This is a genomic window from Cellulosimicrobium sp. AB352 (genome assembly GCF_049538415.1).
GTDB classification, from domain to species: domain Bacteria; phylum Actinomycetota; class Actinomycetes; order Actinomycetales; family Cellulomonadaceae; genus Cellulosimicrobium; species Cellulosimicrobium funkei.
Genome location: NZ_JBMVFX010000006.1, coordinates 167,728 through 187,287, shown reverse-complemented (window position 1 = coordinate 187,287; position 19,560 = coordinate 167,728). Strand labels below are relative to the sequence as shown.

Here is a 19,560-nt window from a genome sequence, read left to right as displayed (position 1 = left end):
GGTGCGCCTCGCGCGCGACCACGGCTCTACCTCGCGCGACCGGGGCTCTACCTCGCGCGCAACCACGGCTCTACCTCGCGCGACCGGGGCTCTACCTCGCGGGGGCGGGGGCTACCGCGGGAGGGGGTCCGCGGCGGTCGGTGACGCGTCGGCGTCGGCGAGGGCGGCGTCGGTGCCCTCGGGGTCCCGACCGCGCAGCGGGTAGAGCCAGAAGCACACGAAGGCCAGGGCGGCGATGAGGACGGGGACGCCGCCGAGCAGGAGGCGCACGCCCGTCGCGACGCTCTCCGGCTGCACGACGTCGCCCGTTCCCTCGACGTACCCGCTCGCGGAGAGCACGGCCGCGACGAGGACGGCCTGCACGATCACGGACCCGCGCACGACGAACCCGTTCGCCCCGAAGTACATGCCCTCGCGGCGCAGGCCGGTGCGGCGCTCGTCGTCGTCGATGACCTGCGCGAGCGCGACCTCGAGCACCTGCATGAGCCCGGCCACGCCGACGCCGACGGCGAGGCCCGCGAGCGCGGCGCCGAGCACGGTGGTCGGCACGAGGTAGAGGCACGTCGCGAGCCCGTACACGGCGACGACCCACAGCATCGTGGAGCGCGGGCCGATGCGGCGCACGACCCACGACCACCCGACGATCGCCGGGATGGCCGCGACGAAGATCGGCGCGAGGAGGAACGTCGCGTCGGCCTCCGCCCCGCCGAGCACGTAGCGCACGTAGAACGGCACGGCGGCGAGCACGATCGCGGTGGTGCTCTGCAGCAGCAGCGAGCCGAGCACGTAGGTGACGAACGCCCGGTTCGCGAACGTGTAGCGCAGCTGGGCGCCGAGCCCGACGGCGGCCTCGCGCTCGCGCACCGCCGCGACGTCGACGGGGCGCTCGACCATGCCGGCGAGGGACCACGCGAAGAACCCGAGGCTCACGACGGCGAGGAGCAGCGCCATCCACGTCCACCCGAGCGTCCCGTACAACAGCGGGGCGCCGGCGGTGCCGAGGATCATGCCGACGAGGCCGAACATCTGGCGCGGCGCGTTCCCGCGGGCGCGCTCCGCCGTCGTGCGGAAGATCTCGGGGAACAGCGCCGAGACGTTGAGCACGACGACGACGTACGCGACGTCGTACACGGCGACGACGACGAGGAACCACACCACGAGCCCGGTGGGGCTCAGCGCGGGCGGCATCCACACGAGCGCGAACGCGACGACGAGCGGCACGACGCCGAGCCCGATCCACGGCACGCGACGGCCCCAGCGGGTGCGCCGCCGGTCGGAGGCCGCGCCGACGAGCGGGTTGAGCACCGCGTTGAGGACGCCGTGCGCGACCATGGCGCCCGCGACCCAGCCGGCGGGCACGCCGAGGTGGTCGACGTAGAAGTAGACGACGAACGCGGAGAACGTCTGGAGCAGCAGGTTCGCGGGGAACGCAGACGCGCCGTAGGCGACGGTCTGCGCGCGCGTGGCCGCGCCGACGAGGCGGCGGTCGCGCACGCGGGCGAGCAGCCCCCCGCTCGGCACCGTGCCCGACGGCGTCCCGGACGGCGCGCTCATCGCTCGCCCCGCTGGACAGCGCGCAGGTCGCGCCAGCCGACGCGGACGAGGCCCTCCTCGGCGACCACGGCCGCGACGGCCGGGTCGGCGAGGAGGCGGTGCTCGAACCCGCGCTTCGGCGCGGCGTAGTCGGCGACGTCGCCGAGCTCGTCGTCGTCGAGCATGGGGTGCAGGTAGATCTCGGTGACGCCGGCCGGCACGCGGCGCAGCAGGTCGAGGAAGCCGTCGCGGACGTCCTCGTAGGCCTCTGCGTCGTCCGTGCCCTCGCCCGCGAGCTCGAACGGGTGCGTCCACAGGCGGTCGACGAGCACGACGCCGAGCGCGTCGGCCGCCGCGGTCGCCTCGTCGAGGAGCGGCTGGAAGTCGCCGGGCGGCAGGAGCATCCCGTCGGTCGTGCGCGGCAGGCGGAACGGCAGCCCGTGCCGGGCCGCGAGCTCGAACACCTGCGGCAGGAACGAGCGTCCCGTCTCGAGCCCGTAGACCGAGCCCATGTGGTTGTCCAGGTGCGAGACGTCGACCCCGGCGGCGAGCGCGGCGTCGAGCTGCGCCGCGAGCTCGGCCGCGACGTCCTCGGCACGTGCTTTCTGCTCGACGGCGCGGACGTCGCGCGGGAAGTACCCCGCGGCGTCGACGAGCGACGTCCCCGTCCCCGTGAGAGGCCGCCACCGGTAGCGCGTCCACTCGCTCGTGAGCACGAGGTGGACGCCGACGTCGACGGGGTGGGCCGCGGCGAACGCGAGCGCGTCCGGCGCCCAGCCGCACGGCACCATGACGGTCGCGGAGTCGAGGTGCCCCGCGAGGAGCAGCTCCGAGATCGCGCGGTTCGCGGCCCGGCACATGCCGTAGTCGTCGGCGTTGAGGATCACGGCGCGCGCGTCGTCCGCGAGGCCCAGCCGGGACACCAGGTCCGACGGCGGGCCGCCCGGGTCGGTCACGACGCGGCCTCCGCGCGCTCGTCGCCGGCGACCTCGCCCTCGACCGGCGCGGAGTGGGCCGCGGCGGCGCGGAACACCTCGTCGCGCAGCGCGTCGCTCGCGGACCGGGCCGCACCCACGACGACGGCGTCGCTCGTGAGCTCGGACGGGACGACCCGCACGGGCAGCACGGCCAGCTTCTCGCCGAGGAACCGCTGCACGCGCTCGGCGATCGGCGGGCGTGCGGCGTGGTTGGTGAGCACGAAGAGCTCCGGCTCGACGACGAGCGCGACCGCAGCCGCCACGACGCCGATGCGCTCCGCGACCTCGTCGAGCACGTCGCACGACGCGCCGTCACCGTGCTCGGCGCGGTCCACGAGGTCCTTGACGGCGATGTCGTCCGGGAGGCCGTTCTCCTTCGCGATGGCCGCGATCGACGACGCCCCGAGCGTCTCCGAGCCGAGCGACCGCCCCGGGTGCGGGAGGAAGGACACCTCGCCCGCACCGCCCGCCGCACCACGGTGGAGGCGACCGTCGAGGACGAGTCCGGCCCCGAAGCCGTCGCCGAGCCCCAGCACGACGAAGGTCCGGACCCCCGCCGCGACGCCGTCGCGCTGCTCCGCGAGCGCCGCGAGGTTGAGGTCGTTCTCGAGCGTCACCGGGCAGCCGAGCGCGTCGACGAGCGCGTCGTGGAGGTCCGTGCCGCCCTTCTCGAAGCCCGGCACCCGGCGGATCGTCGCGTGGTCCGGGCTGACGATCGACGGCACCGCCGCGACGGCGCGCGTCACCTCGACGCTCGCGCCCTCGGGCAGCCGGGCCTCGACGTCGGTCACGCACGCGCGGGCCAGCTCGGCGGCGGCGCGGGCGCGCGCCGTCGGGGTCGGCCTGACGTCGCGCCGCTCGGCGCGGGCACGGATCGCTCCCGTGACGTCGACGAGCGCGACCCGCACGCGGTCGCGCGCGACGTCGATCCCCAGCCCGAACGCGTAGTCCGGGTCGACCCGGTACAGCGTCGCGGCCGGGCCGCGACGGTCCCGGTCGAGCCCTGCCTCCGTGACGACGCCCGTCGCCTCGAGCGCGCGCAGGGTCTGCGCGACGGTCGTCTTCGACAGGCCGGTCGCCGCGACGACGTCGGGTCGGGCGACCTGCGCGCCGGTACCGAGGACGTCGAGCACGGCGCGCGCGTTGAGGGTGCGCAGGAGGGCGGGGGTTCCGGCGGGAGTGGTGTCCATCTGGTCTCCGTCGAGCAGTGGGTGGTCGAGCAGACATGTCCGGGCCGAGCAGGTAGGGCGGGAAGTTCCCTACCCGCCGGAGACTAACCGCGCTGCCTGTGGTTGTCGACGGCGGCCCCTCGCTCCCACCCTGTACCGTGACGTGGTGATCCGCCGAGCCCTCGCCCGCGCCTTCTGGGCGACCAGCCGGTGGCGGCTGCGCTCGCAGCCGTACGACACGAGCCGGCCCACGCTCCTCGTCGGCGCCCCGCACACGTCGAACTGGGACTTCGTGCTCATGCTCGCGATCGCGTGGAGCACCGGCATCCACGTGCGCTGGCTGGGCAAGCACACGCTGTTCGCCGGTCCCGCGGGCCCGGTCATGCGCGCGCTGGGCGGCATCGCCGTCGACCGGCGCGACCCGAGCCGGGTCGTGGCGGACGTCGTCGGCCGCCTCCAGGCGGGCGAGGTCTTCTCGCTCGTCGTCACGCCCGAGGGCACGCGCGGCGCCGGGTCGTACTGGAAGTCGGGGTTCTACCGGATCGCGCGCGAGGCGCACCTGCCGGTCACGCTCGGCTACGTGGACCGCACCACGATGACGACGGGCCTCGGCCCGTCGATCGACCTCACCGGTGACGTCCGCGCCGACATGGACGTCGTGCGCGCGTTCTACGCCGACAAGTCCGGCCTCCGGCCCGCGCTGCGCACCGAGCCGCGGCTGCGCGAGGAGGACGCGCCCGCCTGACGGGCCGCGACCCCGGCACGCGCTCTCGCGCGCGCCCCCACGCCCGGGTCCGTGGGTCGTCCGACGCCCTCGTTCTCGGACGCTCGTCCAGCTCGGGCCGCCGTCTCGTCCGGCGTCCCGGCGCCCTACGTAGTCCCCACACTTTTCACCCGCCGGACGGATGCCCGAGGCACGTCGCGAGGGGGTGCCGGACCCCGGTCCAGCCGCACGAAGACGCCCTCCGCAGGTCGTCGCGTACGGGACATCCCGTACTCCGGGGCGGCCCTGCGTAGGCGTTGGAGCCTCGTCCTCCACCTGCTTACGGTCCCCCTCGTCACGGTCGACGGTGCGGGCTCCGCACGACGTCGGCCCTCCCCGACCTAGGAAGCGAGTCCCCCGATGAAGCGACTCCGCGCGGCGCTCCTCGCCGCCGTCGTGGGCGCGACCGCGATCATCGCCCCGATCGCGATCGCCCCCAGCGCCTCGGCGCACGGCTGGATCACCTCTCCCCCCAGCCGGCAGGACAACTGCGCGAAGGGCACCACGTCCTTCGACTGCGGTTCCATCAAGTACGAGCCGCAGTCCGTCGAGGCCCCCAAGGGCTCGATGAAGTGCTCCGGCGGCAGCGGCTACGCGATCCTCGACGACGCGAGCAAGCCCTGGCCCCGCACGACCACGGGCCGCGACGTGACGTTCCAGTGGAACCTCACGGCGAACCACGCCACGAGCGTGTGGGAGTACTTCGTCGACGGCCAGCTCTTCGCGACGTTCGACGGCGGCGGCGTCCAGCCCCCCAAGAACATCTCGCACACCCTCAAGGGCCTGCCGCTCGGCAACCACACGATCCTCGCGCGCTGGAACGTGTCGAACACGGTCAACGCGTTCTACAACTGCGTCGACCTGACCGTCACGGCCGACGGCACCAACCCCGGCGGCGGCACGCCCGAGCCGGGCACCCCGGGCGGCGGCACCCCCGGCGGCGGCACGCCGGGCACCTGCGCGGACCCGGCGTGGGCCGCGACGTCGACCTACACGGGCGGCGCGAAGGTCTCCTACGCGGGCAACGTGTACGAGGCGAAGTGGTGGACGCAGAACAACGTCCCGGGCTCCGAGGCATGGGGTCCGTGGAAGCTGATCGGCGCCTGCTGACCTGCTGAACCCCGCGACGGCGGGTGGTCTCGTCCGACGGGCGGGACCACCCGCCGTCGTGCGTCGCCGACCCGGCGACGAGGGCGCGCCCGGCGCGCGTACGCGGAAGCACGTACGGGCTTTGCCCAATTGTCCGGCTCTCCGCCCGTTTCGTAGCGTCGAGGTGCCCGATCCGAGAAGCGGCCCGCGAGGAAGCGCGCCGCAGGACCCATGCACCACCGGATGGAGAGCGAGACATCTCATGCGAAGACTGAGAGCGGTACTCCTGGCAGCCGTCGTCGGCGCGGTCGCGATCATCGCGCCCGTGGCCGTCGCGCCGAGCGCGAGCGCCCACGGCTGGATCACGTCGCCGCCGAGCCGGCAGGACCACTGCGCGAAGGGCACGACGTCCTTCGACTGCGGCTCGATCAAGTACGAGCCCCAGTCCGTCGAGGCGCCCAAGGGCTCGATGCAGTGTTCGGGCGGCAGCGGCTTCAGCATCCTCGACGACTCGAGCAAGCCCTGGCCCCGCACGCAGACCGGCACGTCGGTCACGTTCCAGTGGAAGCTCACCGCGGCGCACAACACGAGCACGTGGGAGTACTTCGTCGACGGCGTGCTGTTCAAGACGTTCAACCAGAACGGCGCGCAGCCGCCCAGCAACATCTCCCACACCCTGACGGGCCTGCCCGAGGGCAACCACACGATCCTCGCGCGCTGGAACGTGTCGAACACGGTCAACGCGTTCTACAACTGCGTCGACCTGAAGATCGGCAGCGGCGGGACCGACCCGGGCAACCCCGGGAACCCCGGCAACCCCGGGAACCCGGGCAACCCCGGCACGTGCACGGCTCCCGCCTGGTCGGCGAGCGCCGCCTACGTCGGCGGGGCGAACGTCTCCTACTCCGGCCGCAACTACCAGGCCAAGTGGTGGACGACGGGCGAGAACCCGTCGCAGAGCGGCCAGTGGGGCGTCTGGAAGGACCTCGGAGCCTGCTGACCTGCTGATCCCGGGAGCGATCCCGACAGCACTGCCGACGGCCGGCGGTCGCGTGCTCGCACGCGACCGCCGGCCGTCCTGCGCGTCGGGCGGGCTGGGCTCACGGGGCGCGGTCTCCCCGGTCGGCGGCAGCGGGAGTCAGCCCCGGCCCCGCAGCCGGTCGAGGTCGCGGCGCTCGCGCTTCGTGGGGCGCCCGGCACCGCGGTCGCGGACGGCGACGCGCACGGTGAGCTCGCGCGGCGGCGGGGGCGGGCTCTGGTCGTCGACGGCCGTCGCGGCGAGGGTCGCGGACACCCGCTTCACGAGCACCTTCTCGACGACGAGGATCCGCTCGACCGGACCGCCCCGCACGACGACGCGGTCCTTCACCTTCACGCTCGTCGCGGGCTTCGCGCGCTCGCCGTTGACGCGCACGTGCCCCGCCTTCACGGCGGCCGTCGCCTGCGAGCGGCTCTTGAACACGCGGACGGCCCACAGCCAGCTGTCGACGCGCGCGCTCGTCGCCTCGGTCGTCACCACCCTCCGAGCCTACGAGACCGCGCGGAGCCCGGTGCCGGCGGGGTCGCCGCACCCCGGCAGACCGCCGTCGGCGTGCGAGGTCCGGGCGCCCGTGCCACGGTGGTGTCAGGTCATTCGGGGCAAGAGTCCTTTTGGCCGGATCTGTCCCTACGGGAAACGGAGCGTGACATGGGCATCATCGGCTGGATCCTCATCGGCCTCATCATGGGTGCCATCGCCCGCGCGATCGTGCCGGGCAAGCAGAAGGGCGGCTGGATCGTCACCCTCCTGCTGGGCATCGTGGGCGCCCTGCTCGGCGGGTTCATCGCCTCGGCGGTGTTCGGCACCGACGTCAACGAGGAGTTCTTCGACCTCGGCACGTGGGGCTTCGCGCTCATCGGCTCCATCATCGTGGTGTTCATCTGGTCCTGGTTCACCAACCGCAAGCGCGCCTGACGGCGTCGGCCGCACCGGCGGCCCGCTTCTCCGGACGGCCCGGTCCCCTCAGGGACCGGGCCGTCCGTGCGTCCCCGGGCGTATTGCCGTGGACGCGCCGCCCGTGCGCCGGACACGCTGGACCCATGAGCGCCGTCGCCCCTCCCGTCCCGGACGTCTCCCTCCCGCGCGGGTACACGCTCGTCGAGGCCCCGCACCCCGCGTCGCTCGACGCGCCCGAGGCGTGGGCCTACCTCGCCGTCGCGGACGTCGGCCGCGAGCACGAGCTCGAGGTGCACGGCTACGACGACCTCGCGCTGCCGCCCCGCGAGATCTTCACGGGCATGGCCCACCAGGAGTACTCCACGAAGCGCCGGTTCGTCGTCGTGCGCTCCGCCGCGGCGGCCGCGTGGCACGGGCAGGGCGTCCCGCCCGCGGTGGGGGACGTCGTCGCGCACCTCTTCGTGACCCGCCCCGTGACGAGCAACGAGCACCTGGGCGAGTCCTACGCCGTCGTGCGTCCCGCCGAGCGCGGCCGCGGCATCGGGGGTGCGCTGCTCGCGCTCGGCGAGCGGCTGAACCTCGACGCGGGGCGCACCGTGCTCTTCTCGGACACGAACCACGGCGAGGAGCCACCGCCCGGGCCCGGCGCGCTCGAGGCCACGACGGGCGCGGGCCGGGTCCCCGCGGACGCGCCCGGACCGCGCTTCCTGCGCGTCCACGGGTACGTGCTCGAGCAGGTCGAGCGGCACTCGGTGCTCGACCTCCCGGTCGCGCCCGCGGTCCTCGACGCGCACCGCGAGGACGCCCGGGCCACGGCGGGCAGCGACTACCGCCTGCACACCTGGACCGACGAGGTCCCGGAGGCCTGGGCCGACCAGGTGGCGGTCCTCTTCACGCGCATGAGCACCGACGCGCCCACGGGCGGCGTCGACTACGGCGAGGACCCGTGGGACGCGCGGCGCGTGCGGACGTGGGTGCAGCAGCAGGCGGAGAACGACGACGCGTTCCTCGTGTGCGCCGCGGAGCACGTGCCGTCGGGCACGCTCGCGGCGTTCACCGTGCTCGTCCACCCGCGCGGCCGGGAGGACTTCGCGATCCAGGAGGACACGCTCGTGCTGCGCGAGCACCGCGGGCGCCGCCTCGGGATGCTCGTCAAGGTCGCCAACCTCGACGCGCTCGCGGCGCAGCGCCCCGGCGCCCGGCGCGTCCACACGTGGAACGCGCAGGAGAACGACCACATGCTCGCGATCAACGTCGCCCTCGGCTTCCGCCCCGCGGGCGTGTGGGCCGCGTGGCAGCGCCGGACGACGCCGGGGGGCGCCGAGTGAGCGCACCGCAGGCGGGACAGACCACCGCCACGACCCGCGACGGGCGCGTGCGCATCGAGCCCGTCCCCGGGCGCCTCGACGCGCCCGACGCGTGGGCCGTCCACGGCACGGTCCGCGTCGGCGACGCGATCGACCGCGCGATCCACGGCCACACCGACCTCGCGCTCGACGCCGCCACGGTCGCGTCCACCGTCGCCAGCGCCGGCTACCGCCGCGTGCTGCGGTGGGTCGCGGTGCTCGACGACGCCCCGCACGGCACGACGCCCCGGCCCGAGGACGTCGTCGGCCGGTCGATGGTGGCGCTCCCGCAGCAGGGCAACACGCACACGGCGCTCGTCTACGTCGGCGTGGACCCGGCGCACCGGCGCCGCGGCGTCGGCACCGCGCTGTGGGAGGCGGCGCTCGACGTCGTGCGCGCCGAGGGGCGGCGCGTGGTCCAGTCCGACTCGTCCGTCGCGCCGGAGCCGCCGCCCGGCCCGGGTGCGATCGAGGCGCCCACGGGCAGCGGGCGCGTCCCGGCGCACGACGACGCCACGACCTTCGCGCTGCAGCGCGGCTTCACGCTCGCGCAGGTGATGCGGCACTCCGTGCTCGAGCTCCCGGTGCCGCCCGCCGTGCTCGACCCGCTGCGAGAAGCGGCGACGGCGCGGGCCGTCGGGTACCGCGTGCACGTGTGGACGGACGACGTCCCCGAGGAGTGGCTCGCGCAGCTCGCGGTGCTCGAGACGCGCATGAGCACCGACGCACCGAACGGGGGCCTCGACCTGACGGAGGACCCGTGGGACGCGGAGCGCGTCCGGACCTTCTCCCGGGAGATCCACGACCGGGGCCGCGGCTACGTCGTCGCCGCGGCGGAGGACACGGCGTCGGGCACGCTCGCCGCGTTCTCGATGGTCGCGTACCCCCGCGACCGGCCCGAGGTCGTGTTCCAGGAGGACACGCTCGTGCTGCGCGAGCACCGCGGGCGCAGCCTGGGCCTGCTCGTCAAGGTCGCCGTGCTCGACGAGCTGGCGCGCGCCCGGCCGTCGTCGCGTCGCGTGCACACGTGGAACGCCGAGGAGAACCGGCACATGCTCGCGATCAACGTCGCGCTGGGCTTCGCGCCCACGGGCGTCGAGGCGGAGTGGCAGCTCGTGCTCGACGCACCGGACCGCGGCAGCGCGCCCTGACCCCGGGGGCCGCCGCGGCCCGACCGCTCAGCGGATGCCGTCGAGGAAGCGGATCACCCGCTCGGTGACGAGCGCGGCGGCCTCCGGCTCGTACGACGGCAGGCTCGGGTCCGTGAAGAGGTGGCGGTCGCCGGGGTAGACGAACAGCTCGGCGTCGGGCGTGGACTCCACGAGCTCGCGCGCGGCGTCGAGGTCGCCCTCGCCCGCGAACGACGGGTCCGCGTCCATGCCGTGCACCTGGACGGGCACGGCGTCGGGCCAGGCGTCGCCGAACTCGGAGACGGGCACGCACGCCTCGAGCAGCACCGCGCCCTTGGCGCCCGGCTGCGTCTGGGCGAGCATCTGGGCCGGGAGGACGCCGAGGGAGACCCCGGCGTACACGACACCGAGGTCGTAGCCGTCCACGGCCCCCCGGGCGCGCTCCAGCACGGTCCCGAAACCGAGCTCCTGCACGTGGGCCATGCCCTCGTCGAGGGTCGCGAACGTGCGCCCCTCGAAGAGGTCCGGCGTGTGCACGACGTTCCCCGCGCCGCGCAGCGTCTCCGCGAGCGTCCGCACGCCCTCCGTCAGTCCCTGCACGTGGTGGAACAGCACGACCTCCGCCATGGTCCCTCCTCCGATCGTCGCTCGTGGGCCGTGCGACGGCGTCGCCGCCCGGTGCGCGCCCGACGGCGCACGACCCCCATCGTCGCGCGGCCCGCCCCCACGCGCCCGGGGTCCAGGGACCTGCGAACGCCGTTCGTCAGGCCGCCGGACCATGGACCGCGGGACGGTCGGGGTGGGCGAGGGCCGACGTCGGTCAGTAGTTTGGTGGTCATGACCTCGCAGCCCGTGCCGCCCCCGATCGACCCCACCACCACGCCGTCCTGGACCGCGCTGACCGTGCACCGCGACACCGTGGAGCCGGACCTGCGCACCTGGTTCGCGGCCGACGCGGACCGCGCGCGCCGCCTCACGCACCAGGCGGCCGACCTCACGGTCGACCTGTCGAAGAACCTCGTCACCGACGAGACGCTCGAGCTGCTCGTGCGCCTCGCCGAGGAGGTCCACCTCGACGACCGCCTCGAGGCGATGTTCACGGGCGAGCACATCAACGTCACGGAGGACCGCGCCGTCCTGCACACCGCCCTGCGCCGGCCGACCCCGCTGGGCGACGACGAGCACCTCGTCGTCGACGGGCAGGACGTCGACGCGGACGTGCACGCCGAGCTCGCGAAGGTCTACGCGTTCGCGGACAAGGTCCGCTCGGGCGAGTGGACGGGCGTCACGGGCGAGCGCGTGCGCACGGTCGTGAACATCGGCATCGGCGGCTCCGACCTCGGACCGGTCATGGCGTACGAGGCGCTGCTGCCGTACAAGCACCAGGACATCGAGGTCCGGTTCGTCTCGAACATCGACCCGACGGACGTCGCGGAGAAGACGGCGGGCCTCGACCCGCGCACCACGCTGTTCATCGTCGCGTCGAAGACGTTCGGCACGCTCGAGACCCTGACCAACGCGCGCCTGGCGCGCGACTGGCTGTGGACGGAGCTCGCGGCGGTCGGCGCGATCGAGGACACGGACGAGTCCCGGCAGGCCGCCGTCGCGCAGCACTTCGTCGCGGTCTCGACCGCGCTCGACAAGGTCGCGGCGTTCGGGATCGACCCGGCGAACGCGTTCGGGTTCTGGGACTGGGTCGGCGGGCGCTACTCCGTCGACTCCGCGATCGGCACGTCGCTCGCGATCGCGATCGGCCCGGACCGGTTCGCCGAGCTGCTCGCGGGCTTCCACGCGATCGACGAGCACGTGCGCCGCACGCCGTTCGAGCGCAACGTCCCGGTCCTCATGGGGCTGCTCAACGTCTGGTACGTGAACTTCCTCGACGCGCACACGCACGCCGTGCTCCCGTACGCGCAGTACCTGCACCGCTTCCCGGCCTACCTCCAGCAGCTCACCATGGAGTCCAACGGCAAGCGCGTGCGCTGGGACGGCTCCCCGGTCACGACGGAGACCGGCGAGATCTTCTGGGGCGAGCCCGGCACGAACGGCCAGCACGCGTTCTACCAGCTCATCCACCAGGGCACCCGCCTCATCCCGGCCGACTTCATCGCGGTCGCGAACCCCGCCCACCCCCTCGTCGACGCGGTGGGCGACGGCGGCGCGGTCCAGCCCGGCGCGGACGTGCACGGCCTGTTCCTCGCGAACTTCTTCGCCCAGACCAAGGCGCTCGCGTTCGGCAAGACGGCGGACGAGGTCCGTGCCGAGGGCACCGCGGAGCACCTCGTGAGCGCCCGCACGTTCCCGGGCAACCGCCCGACGACGTCGATCCTCGCTCCCGCGCTCACGCCGTCGGTCCTGGGCCAGCTCATCGCGCTCTACGAGCACATCACGTTCGTGCAGGGCGTCGTGTGGGGCATCGACAGCTTCGACCAGTGGGGCGTCGAGCTCGGCAAGAAGCTCGCGCTCGAGATCGCGCCGGCCGTCGCGGGCGACGAGGACGCCCTCGCGGCGCAGGACCCGAGCACCGCGGCCCTCATCGACCGTTACCTCGACCTGCGCAGCTAGCCCGCGCTCCGCCCGGGCACGGGGACGACCGTGCTCGGGCGGCTCGCGGGGGGGCCGGTCGTGCGCACGGAGGCGGGCCGAGCGCCTCCGCGGACCGCGTCCCGCGGTGTGTCGTCCGCCTCACGGCGGGGACGTGTCGCGAGGTCGTGGCGTCGTGCGCGCGACCGCGCGTCCACAGCCGCGCTGCGAGCGCCCGCGCCCTGCGTACACTGGCGGGCGCGCGACCGCCGCGAGCCCGTTCGGCGTCGCTCTCACCGTGGAAGGAACCCCGATGGCCGACGCCGCCACCCCCGAGACTCTTGCTCGGACCCTGATCGAGCACGCGGACGCCGTGCGCAGCGCGTGGCTGGAGGCTGCAGCGAACGAGCTCCACGGCCGCACCTCGCGGGGCGAGCTCGAGCGCGAGCAGGGCGAGATCCTCGACGCGCTCCTCGAGGGCCTGCGCGCCGGCGGCGTCTCGCTCGCCGAGCCGGCGTTCGACCAGCTCCGGGGCATCCTCGCGGACGTGTCGTCCGCCCGCGCGCGCCTCGGCTTCACGCCGCGCGAGACCGCGATCGGCGTGTTCGCGCTCAAGGAGGGCCTGTACCGGCTCGACTCCGCGACCGGTGCCGACACGGACGCCACCCCGCTGCTCCGCCTCGTCGACCAGCTCGGGCTCTTCACCTTCGAGACGTTCGCTGCCGCGCGCGAGGCGATCATCGCCGAGCAGGCCGAGCAGCTGCTCGAGCTCTCCACGCCCGTGGTCAAGCTCTGGGAGGGCATCGTCGCGGTGCCGCTCGTGGGGACGCTCGACTCCGCGCGCACCCAGGTCGTCATGGAGAAGCTGCTCAACACGCTCGTCGACACGGGCAGCGAGCACGCGATCATCGACATCACGGGCGTGCCCGCGGTGGACACCCAGGTGGCGCAGCACCTGCTCAAGACGGTCGTCGCGGCGCGCCTCATGGGCGCCGAGTGCACGATCAGCGGCATCCGCCCGCAGATCGCGCAGACGATCGTCGCGCTCGGCATCGAGTTCGGCGACATCCGCACGCGCGCGACCCTCGCCGACGCCCTCGTCGACGCGCTGCGCGCGAGCCGCGACACCCGGCAGGCCGGGCTCCCCGCATGACCGACGGCGTCCCCATCCTCAAGATCGGCTCGACGCTCCTCGTCTCGATCCAGATCGACCTCCAGGACGACACGGCGCTGCAGCTCCAGGAGGACCTCGCCCAGCGGATCACCGACACCGGTGCGCGCGGCGTGATCATCGACATCTCCGGGCTGGAGATCGTCGACTCGTTCATCGGCCGCATGCTCGCGTCCGTCGCGGGGATCTCGCACGTGCTCGACGCGACGACGGTCGTCGTGGGCATGCGCCCGGCCGTCGCCATCACCATGGTCGAGCTCGGCCTGTCGCTCGGCGACGTCCGCACCGCGCTGGACGTCGAGCGCGGCCTCGCGCTCCTCGCCCCCGAGGAGCGGTCCGCCGAGGACGTGCTCCTCGCCGCCGCCGAGCGCGAGGAGAGGTGACCACGACCACCCCGCCGCCGACGACCGCGGAGCGCGTGCCGGTCCGCACGGACTCGGACGTCGTCAAGGTGCGCCAGCTCGTGCGGTCGCTCGCGCAGCAGGCACGCCTCTCGCTCGTCGACCAGACGAAGCTCGTGACGGCGGCGAGCGAGCTCGCGCGCAACACCCTCGTGTACGGGGGCGGTGGCGAGGCCGAGGTGCAGCTCGTCACGGAGGGGGCGCGGACGGGCGTCCGCGCCGTCTTCTCGGACGAGGGGCCGGGCATCCCCGACCTCGACCTCGCGCTCACCGACGGCTGGACCAGCGGCGGCGGGCTCGGGCTCGGGCTCTCGGGGTCACGACGCCTCGTCCAGCACTTCGCGATCGACACCGCGCCGGGAGCGGGCACGCGCGTCGAGATCGCGACCTGGTCCCGATGACCTCGGCGGAGCCGGACCGCCCGGACGACCGCCGCACGCTCGTCGAGGACGGGACCTGGTACACCGTGGACCACCCGTCCGCGGTCGGCAGCGTGCGTCGCGGCGCGAGCACCGCCGCGCGGAACCTCGGCCTCGACGACGAGCGCGCGGCGGAGGTCGGCCTCGTCGTCTCCGAGCTCGCGACCAACCAGTGCCGCCACGCCGGGGGCGGCGCGGTGCTCGTCCGCGTGCGGCGCACCGGCGCCGAGGCCGCGCTCGACGTGCTCGCCGTCGACGCCGGGCCCGGCATGCGGGACATCACCGCGGCGATGCGCGACGGCGTCTCGAGCCGCGGCACGCTCGGCATCGGCCTCGGCACCCTCCCCCGCCTCGCGTCGGCGTGGGACGCATGGACGTCGCCCGGGCAGGGGACGGTCATCGCTGCGACGTTCGTCGCGCACGGCGCGGCCACCGACCTGGCAGCACCCACGGGCGTGACCCGCCCCATGACCGGGCAGGACGTGTGCGGCGACGCCCTCGCGGTGCGCCACGACGACGGCGTGCCCAGCCTCCTCGTCGCCGACGGGCTCGGCCACGGTCCGCTCGCCGCGGTGGCCTCCGGCGCTGCCGTGCGGGCCTTCCTCGACGCGCCGCCCGGGAGCGCGGTCGCGCTCCTCGAGCGCGTGCACGGCGCCCTCGGCGGCACGCGCGGCGCAGCCGTCTCGGTGGTCCAGGCGTCGGGCGGCGTGCTGCGGCACGCAGGCCTCGGCAACATCGCCGGGACCGTCCACGGGGCGCGCTCGCGCGGGCTCGTGAGCCACCCCGGCATCGCCGGGACGCGCGGCCGGCCGCTGCGCGAGACGACGTACCCCGTCGAGCCGGGCGACGTCGTCGTGCTGCACAGCGACGGGCTGACGGCCCGGTGGTCGCTCGCCGACTACCCGGGCCTCGCCGTCCGCTCCCCCCTCGTCGTCGCGGGCGTCCTGCTGCGCGACCACGCCGTGCGCCGCGACGACTCGTGCGTGGCGGTGCTGCCGATCGCCCGGGAGGCCGCGTGAGCACCACCCTCCTCATCACCCAGCTGCGCTCGGACTCCGACGTGCTCGCGCTGCGCCGGGCCGGGCGGGAGATCTGCCGCCTGCTCGGCCTCGACACGCAGGACCAGGTGCGCGTCGCGACGGCGCTGTCCGAGATCGGGCGGTCCGCGGTCGGCTCCGGCACGGCCGACGTCGTCGTGGGCGTCCTGCCCGGCCTCCCGCAGGCCACGCTGCGCGCCGAGATCGTGGCGGGCACGCCGTTCCTCGTCGAGGGCGACTCGAGCGACGGCGGCGTCCCCGCCGCCCGACGGCTCGTCCCCGGCCTCCAGGTCGACCCGACGGGCACGCGCGTGCTCCTCACCAAGGCCCTGCCCGCCACCGCGCGCACGGACGAGGCGACGCTCGCGAGCGTGCGCCGGTCCACCGCCGCCGCGCACGTCGCCGACGCGAGCGACGAGGTGCGCGTGCAGAACGCCGAGCTCGTGCGCACGCTCGACGAGCTGACGCGCCAGCAGGACGAGCTCCGGCGCTTCAACGAGGAGCTGGAGGAGACGAACCGCGGCGTCCTCGCCATGTACGACCAGCTCTCGGCGGAGCTCGAGGAGACGAACACCGGCGTCGTCGCGCTGTACGCCGAGCTCGACGAGCGCGGGCGCGAGCTCGCCGCCGCCAACGAGGCGAAGACCCGCTTCCTGCGGAACGTCAGCCACGAGCTGCGCTCGCCCGTGAACTCGATCATCGGCCTCACCTCGCTCCTGGCGGACTCCCACCTCGACGCCGACCAGACGCAGCAGGTCGGGTTCCTGCGCGAGAGCGCGACGACGCTGCTCACGCTCGTCGACGAGCTGCTCGACCTGGCGCGCGCCGAGGCGGGCCACGACGACGTCGAGCCCACCCCCGTCGACCTCGGGGCGCTGCTCGACGAGCTGCGCGGCACGACCCTGCCGCTCGTGCGGTCCGGCGTCTCCCTGCGGGTCGCGGCCGAGCCCGGCCTCACGCTCGTCACCGACCGCCGGCTGCTGTCCCGCGTGCTGCGGAACCTGCTGACGAACGCGGTGAAGTTCACGGACGAGGGCGAGGTCGTGCTGCGGGCCGCGGCCGACGGGGACGCCGTGCGGTTCGACGTGCGCGACACGGGTCTCGGGATCCCGGCCGACCAGCTGGAGGCCGTGTTCGAGGAGTTCGTCCAGGTGCCCAACCGCCTCCAGCCGACCGTCCGCGGCACGGGCCTCGGCCTGCCGTACGCGCGCCGCACGTCGGAGGCGCTGGGCGGCACGCTCGTCGCGACGTCGCGCCCGGGCGCCGGGAGCGTGTTCACGCTGCGCCTCCCGTCCCTCTCCGCGGTGCCCGAGGACGCCCCCGCCGCGCGCCCGGAGCCCGAGGAGGCCGCCGCGCGCGACACCCCGCTCGGGCACGTGCTCGTCGTCGACGACGACCGGGCCTACGCGTCGGTCGTCGCCTCGATGCTCCGCGACGCCGCGTCGCGCGTCAGCGTCGCGCACGACGCCACGCACGCGCTCGCCCTCCTGCACGACGGCCCGGCCGACGTCGCGCTCCTCGACGTGTGCCTGCCCGGCACGGACGGCCTCGCGCTGCGGTCGCGGATCCGCGACGTGCACCCGGGCACGGCGGCCGTGCTCATGTCGAGCGCACCGCCGCCGTCCGGCATCGGCGACGTGCCGTTCCTCGCCAAGTCCGAGATCGACCGCGACCGCCTCGTGGCGGCCCTGGGACGCGAGGTGCGCAGCCGATGAACGCCGACCGCACCGTGCTCGTCGTCGACGACACGCCCGCGCACCGGTACGTCATGGCGAGCTGGCTGCGGCGGGCCGGGTTCGGCGTCGTCGAGGCCGGGACCGGCCGCGACGCGCTCGCGCACGCCACGACCCCGGTCGACGCCGTCGTGCTCGACGTGAACCTGCCGGACCTCTCGGGCCGCGAGGTGTGCCGGATCCTCAAGAGCGACCCCGCGACCGCGCACCTGCCGGTGCTGCACGTCTCCGCGACCGACGTCGACGCCGCCGCGCGCACCGCCGGGCTGGAGGGCGGCGCGGACGCCTACCTGCCCGAGCCGCTCGACCGCGACGAGTTCCTCGCGACGATCAGCGCGCTGTGCCGACGCGTCGACGCCCAGCGTGGCGCCGGGCGCACCGCCCGCCGCCTGGAGGCGCTCACCGACGCGCTCGTCCCCCTGCACGAAGCGCGCTCCCCCGAGGCCGTCGCCGACCACGCCGCCCGGGGCGCGTGCGCCGTCCTCGGTCGCGCCGTGATCTCGATGGTCGTCGCGGACGCCGGGGTCGTGCTGCGCTCCGTCTGCGCCGCGGAGGGTGCCGCGCTCGTCCGCGGGCGTGGTCCGACGGCGGTCCTCCCGCCGACCGGGGCGTCGACCGCCGTGTTCGGCCCGGACGAGGTCCCCCTCCCCTGGCGGCCGCTCTTCGGCGAGGCGGGCGTCGGGCCGTCGGCGTGGTTCACGCACTGGCTCGTCGACGCGTCGGGGGCGCTCGTCGGCGGCCTGGGCATCGAGGTCGGCGACGAGCCGCTGTCCGACGAGGAGCAGGAGGCCGCCGCGCGCTTCACGGAGGCCGCGACGGTCGCGCTGTCGAACCTGCGCACGTTCACCGAGGAGCACCGGATCGCGCTCGCGCTCCAGCGCGCGCTCCTGCCGTCGGGGCTGCAGGTGAGCGGCGGCGTCGAGGTCGTGGCGCGTTACGACGCGTCGGACGCCCGGCTGGACGTCGGCGGCGACTTCTACGACGCGTTCGACCTCCCGGACGGGCGCGTGGCCGTCGTCATCGGCGACGTCCAGGGGCACTCACTGCGCGCGGCGACCGTGATGGCGGAGGTACGGGTCACGCTGCGCGCCTACCTGCGCGAGGGCCACGACGCGGCGTCCGCCCTGGACCTGCTCAACGCGGCGCTGCGCGAGGACCACCCCGAGTTCGCGACCGTGTGCGTGTGCGTGCTCGACCCCCGGACCGGTGCCCTCGAGCTGACGGACGCCGGCCACCTGCCCGCGCTCCTCGTGCGCGCCGACGGCACGGTCGACCGGGCCAAGGCGGGATCGCGCCTGCTGGGCGTGCCGAGCCCGCGGTCCCGCCCCGCGCACCACGACGTGCTCGCCCCCGGCGACCTCCTCGTGCTCGTGACCGACGGTCTCGTCGAGCGCCGCGGGGCGTCGCTCGTGGACGCGCTGGACCGGCTGGCCGAGGTCGCCGGGCGGAGCGCCGGCGCGAGCCCGGCGCTCCTGTGCGAGCGCGTCGTCGCCGCGTTCGACGACCCGGGCCGCGAGGACGACGTCGCGGTGGTCGCCGTCACGCGTCACGCGTCGCCGGACGGCACCTTGTCCTTGACGTCGTCGTAGCCGACGTCCCCGGGGATCTCGCCCGGGGCGTAGACGAGCCGCACGACGCCCGTGGGGAACGTCTCCGAGCGCAGGAGCGTCAGCGGGTAGACGGGCTCGCCCTCGTCGAACAGCCGCTCGCCCGTGCGCGCCGCGACGGGGTGGACGAGCAGGCGCAGCTCGTCGAGCAGCCCCGCCGCGAGGAGCTGGCGCACCACCGAGATCGACCCGGCGACGAGCACCTTGCCCAGTCCCGGCTCCTCCTTGAGGGCGCGGACCGCGTCGACGAGGTCGCCGTCGACCCGCTCGACGTGCCGCCACCCGAGGTCCTGGTCGCCGCGCGTCGCGACGATCTTGCGCAGGTTCCCGAGGCGCGCGGCAAACTCGGCGTCCTCCTCCCCGGCGGTCTCCCGCTCGGGCCACGCGCCGGCGAAGCTGTCGTACGTGACACGCCCGAGCAGGAGCGCGTCGACGTCCCGGTAGTCCTCGTCCACCGCCGCGGCCATGTGGTCGTCGAAGTAGGGGAAGTGCCACGCCGGGTCGATCTCGGCGACGCCGTCGAGCGAGAGGAACAGGGTGGACACGAGCGTCGCGGTCATGGTGGGCCTTCCGGTCGGGAGGATCGACGAGAAACAGACCGTAGCCGCAGCGGAATCTCATCGTCCCCGGCCGAACACGCCCCCAATCCCCCGTCGAACACGGGGTCAGCGACCAGATCCGGCGGACAACGGTCGCCGACCCCGTGTTCGACGGGTGGGGCGGGGC

Annotated in this window: 19 protein-coding genes; 13 read left to right on the top strand and 6 right to left on the bottom strand. The window is 74.8% G+C overall.

What is annotated here, in order from left to right; genetic code table 11:
* Positions 1-111: 111 nt before the first annotated feature.
* The 3 genes from ACPCUX_RS06580 to ACPCUX_RS06570 are packed head-to-tail and all read right to left on the bottom strand — an operon-like array spanning position 112 to position 3,700.
* The gene (locus ACPCUX_RS06580) at positions 112-1,554 is read right to left on the bottom strand and encodes an MFS transporter (protein WP_423388408.1); all 1,443 of its coding nucleotides are present in this window, start codon (positions 1,552-1,554) and stop codon (positions 112-114) included.
* The gene (locus ACPCUX_RS06575) at positions 1,551-2,489 is read right to left on the bottom strand and encodes a ChbG/HpnK family deacetylase (protein WP_249355929.1); all 939 of its coding nucleotides are present in this window, start codon (positions 2,487-2,489) and stop codon (positions 1,551-1,553) included. Before ACPCUX_RS06575 ends, ACPCUX_RS06580 begins: the two co-directional genes overlap by 4 nt.
* A complete protein-coding gene (locus ACPCUX_RS06570; RefSeq protein WP_137280803.1) occupies positions 2,486-3,700 on the bottom strand; it encodes an ROK family transcriptional regulator in 1,215 nt (404 codons plus the stop codon). The genes ACPCUX_RS06575 and ACPCUX_RS06570 overlap by 4 nt, the downstream gene beginning before the upstream one ends.
* 142 nt (positions 3,701-3,842) lie before the next feature.
* Between ACPCUX_RS06570 and ACPCUX_RS06565 the strand changes: the two genes are divergently transcribed.
* The 3 genes from ACPCUX_RS06565 to ACPCUX_RS06555 all read left to right on the top strand — a co-directional run bounded on the left by ACPCUX_RS06565 (position 3,843) and on the right by ACPCUX_RS06555 (position 6,531).
* Positions 3,843-4,424, top strand: a complete 582-nt coding sequence (locus ACPCUX_RS06565) for a 1-acyl-sn-glycerol-3-phosphate acyltransferase (RefSeq protein WP_423388407.1) — start codon at positions 3,843-3,845, stop codon at positions 4,422-4,424.
* 378 nt (positions 4,425-4,802) lie between these two features.
* Complete coding sequence (locus tag ACPCUX_RS06560) at positions 4,803-5,552, top strand: lytic polysaccharide monooxygenase (protein ID WP_043653453.1); 750 nt, start codon at positions 4,803-4,805, stop codon at positions 5,550-5,552.
* Between the two features lie 241 nt (positions 5,553-5,793).
* Positions 5,794-6,531 (top strand): lytic polysaccharide monooxygenase, encoded by a 738-nt coding sequence (locus ACPCUX_RS06555; RefSeq protein ID WP_021483737.1) that lies wholly within the window; start codon positions 5,794-5,796, stop codon positions 6,529-6,531.
* A gap of 138 nt (positions 6,532-6,669) precedes the next feature.
* Here ACPCUX_RS06555 and ACPCUX_RS06550 read toward each other — a convergent pair whose 3' ends face one another.
* On the bottom strand, positions 6,670-7,047 hold the full coding sequence (locus ACPCUX_RS06550) for an RNA-binding S4 domain-containing protein (protein WP_034651673.1): 378 nt from the start codon (positions 7,045-7,047) through the stop codon (positions 6,670-6,672).
* A gap of 171 nt (positions 7,048-7,218) precedes the next feature.
* On the opposite strand from ACPCUX_RS06550, the gene ACPCUX_RS06545 reads away from it, so the two are divergent.
* The 3 genes from ACPCUX_RS06545 to ACPCUX_RS06535 all read left to right on the top strand — a co-directional run bounded on the left by ACPCUX_RS06545 (position 7,219) and on the right by ACPCUX_RS06535 (position 9,964).
* Entirely contained in the window at positions 7,219-7,485 is a 267-nt protein-coding gene (locus ACPCUX_RS06545; protein ID WP_009865881.1) for a GlsB/YeaQ/YmgE family stress response membrane protein, read from the top strand.
* A 125-nt stretch (positions 7,486-7,610) separates the two neighbouring features.
* Positions 7,611-8,795 carry a GNAT family N-acetyltransferase gene (locus ACPCUX_RS06540; protein WP_423388406.1) on the top strand — a complete coding sequence of 395 codons (1,185 nt, stop codon included), beginning with the start codon at positions 7,611-7,613 and terminating at the stop codon, positions 8,793-8,795.
* Positions 8,792-9,964, top strand: a complete 1,173-nt coding sequence (locus tag ACPCUX_RS06535; protein WP_423388405.1) for a GNAT family N-acetyltransferase — start codon at positions 8,792-8,794, stop codon at positions 9,962-9,964. Before ACPCUX_RS06540 ends, ACPCUX_RS06535 begins: the two co-directional genes overlap by 4 nt.
* 27 nt (positions 9,965-9,991) lie before the next feature.
* On the opposite strand, the gene ACPCUX_RS06530 is transcribed toward ACPCUX_RS06535, so the two are convergent.
* Entirely contained in the window at positions 9,992-10,570 is a 579-nt protein-coding gene (locus ACPCUX_RS06530) for a dienelactone hydrolase family protein (RefSeq protein WP_021483513.1), read from the bottom strand.
* A 210-nt stretch (positions 10,571-10,780) separates the two neighbouring features.
* Here ACPCUX_RS06530 and pgi point away from each other — a divergent pair, with 210 nt between their 5' ends.
* The 7 genes from pgi (at position 10,781) to ACPCUX_RS06495 (ending at position 18,816) form a co-directional block, all read left to right on the top strand.
* Complete coding sequence (pgi, locus tag ACPCUX_RS06525; RefSeq protein ID WP_144722060.1) at positions 10,781-12,508, top strand: glucose-6-phosphate isomerase; 1,728 nt, start codon at positions 10,781-10,783, stop codon at positions 12,506-12,508.
* A gap of 271 nt (positions 12,509-12,779) precedes the next feature.
* A complete protein-coding gene (locus tag ACPCUX_RS06520; protein ID WP_034651659.1) occupies positions 12,780-13,619 on the top strand; it encodes an STAS domain-containing protein in 840 nt (279 codons plus the stop codon).
* A complete protein-coding gene (locus tag ACPCUX_RS06515; protein WP_021483159.1) occupies positions 13,616-14,020 on the top strand; it encodes an STAS domain-containing protein in 405 nt (134 codons plus the stop codon). The genes ACPCUX_RS06520 and ACPCUX_RS06515 overlap by 4 nt, the downstream gene beginning before the upstream one ends.
* Positions 14,017-14,439, top strand: a complete 423-nt coding sequence (locus ACPCUX_RS06510; protein WP_076404441.1) for an anti-sigma regulatory factor — start codon at positions 14,017-14,019, stop codon at positions 14,437-14,439. Before ACPCUX_RS06515 ends, ACPCUX_RS06510 begins: the two co-directional genes overlap by 4 nt.
* Positions 14,436-15,476 (top strand): ATP-binding SpoIIE family protein phosphatase, encoded by a 1,041-nt coding sequence (locus ACPCUX_RS06505; protein ID WP_396050256.1) that lies wholly within the window; start codon positions 14,436-14,438, stop codon positions 15,474-15,476. The genes ACPCUX_RS06510 and ACPCUX_RS06505 overlap by 4 nt, the downstream gene beginning before the upstream one ends.
* Positions 15,473-17,209: an ATP-binding protein gene (locus tag ACPCUX_RS06500; protein WP_423388404.1), complete on the top strand. Its 1,737-nt coding sequence runs from the start codon at positions 15,473-15,475 to the stop codon at positions 17,207-17,209. Before ACPCUX_RS06505 ends, ACPCUX_RS06500 begins: the two co-directional genes overlap by 4 nt.
* The gene (locus ACPCUX_RS06495) at positions 17,206-18,816 is read left to right on the top strand and encodes a fused response regulator/phosphatase (RefSeq protein ID WP_144722066.1); all 1,611 of its coding nucleotides are present in this window, start codon (positions 17,206-17,208) and stop codon (positions 18,814-18,816) included. The genes ACPCUX_RS06500 and ACPCUX_RS06495 overlap by 4 nt, the downstream gene beginning before the upstream one ends.
* On the opposite strand, the gene ACPCUX_RS06490 is transcribed toward ACPCUX_RS06495, so the two are convergent.
* On the bottom strand, positions 18,774-19,394 hold the full coding sequence (locus ACPCUX_RS06490; RefSeq protein ID WP_009863654.1) for a dihydrofolate reductase family protein: 621 nt from the start codon (positions 19,392-19,394) through the stop codon (positions 18,774-18,776). The genes ACPCUX_RS06495 and ACPCUX_RS06490 overlap by 43 nt on opposite strands.
* Positions 19,395-19,560: the final 166 nt, after the last annotated feature.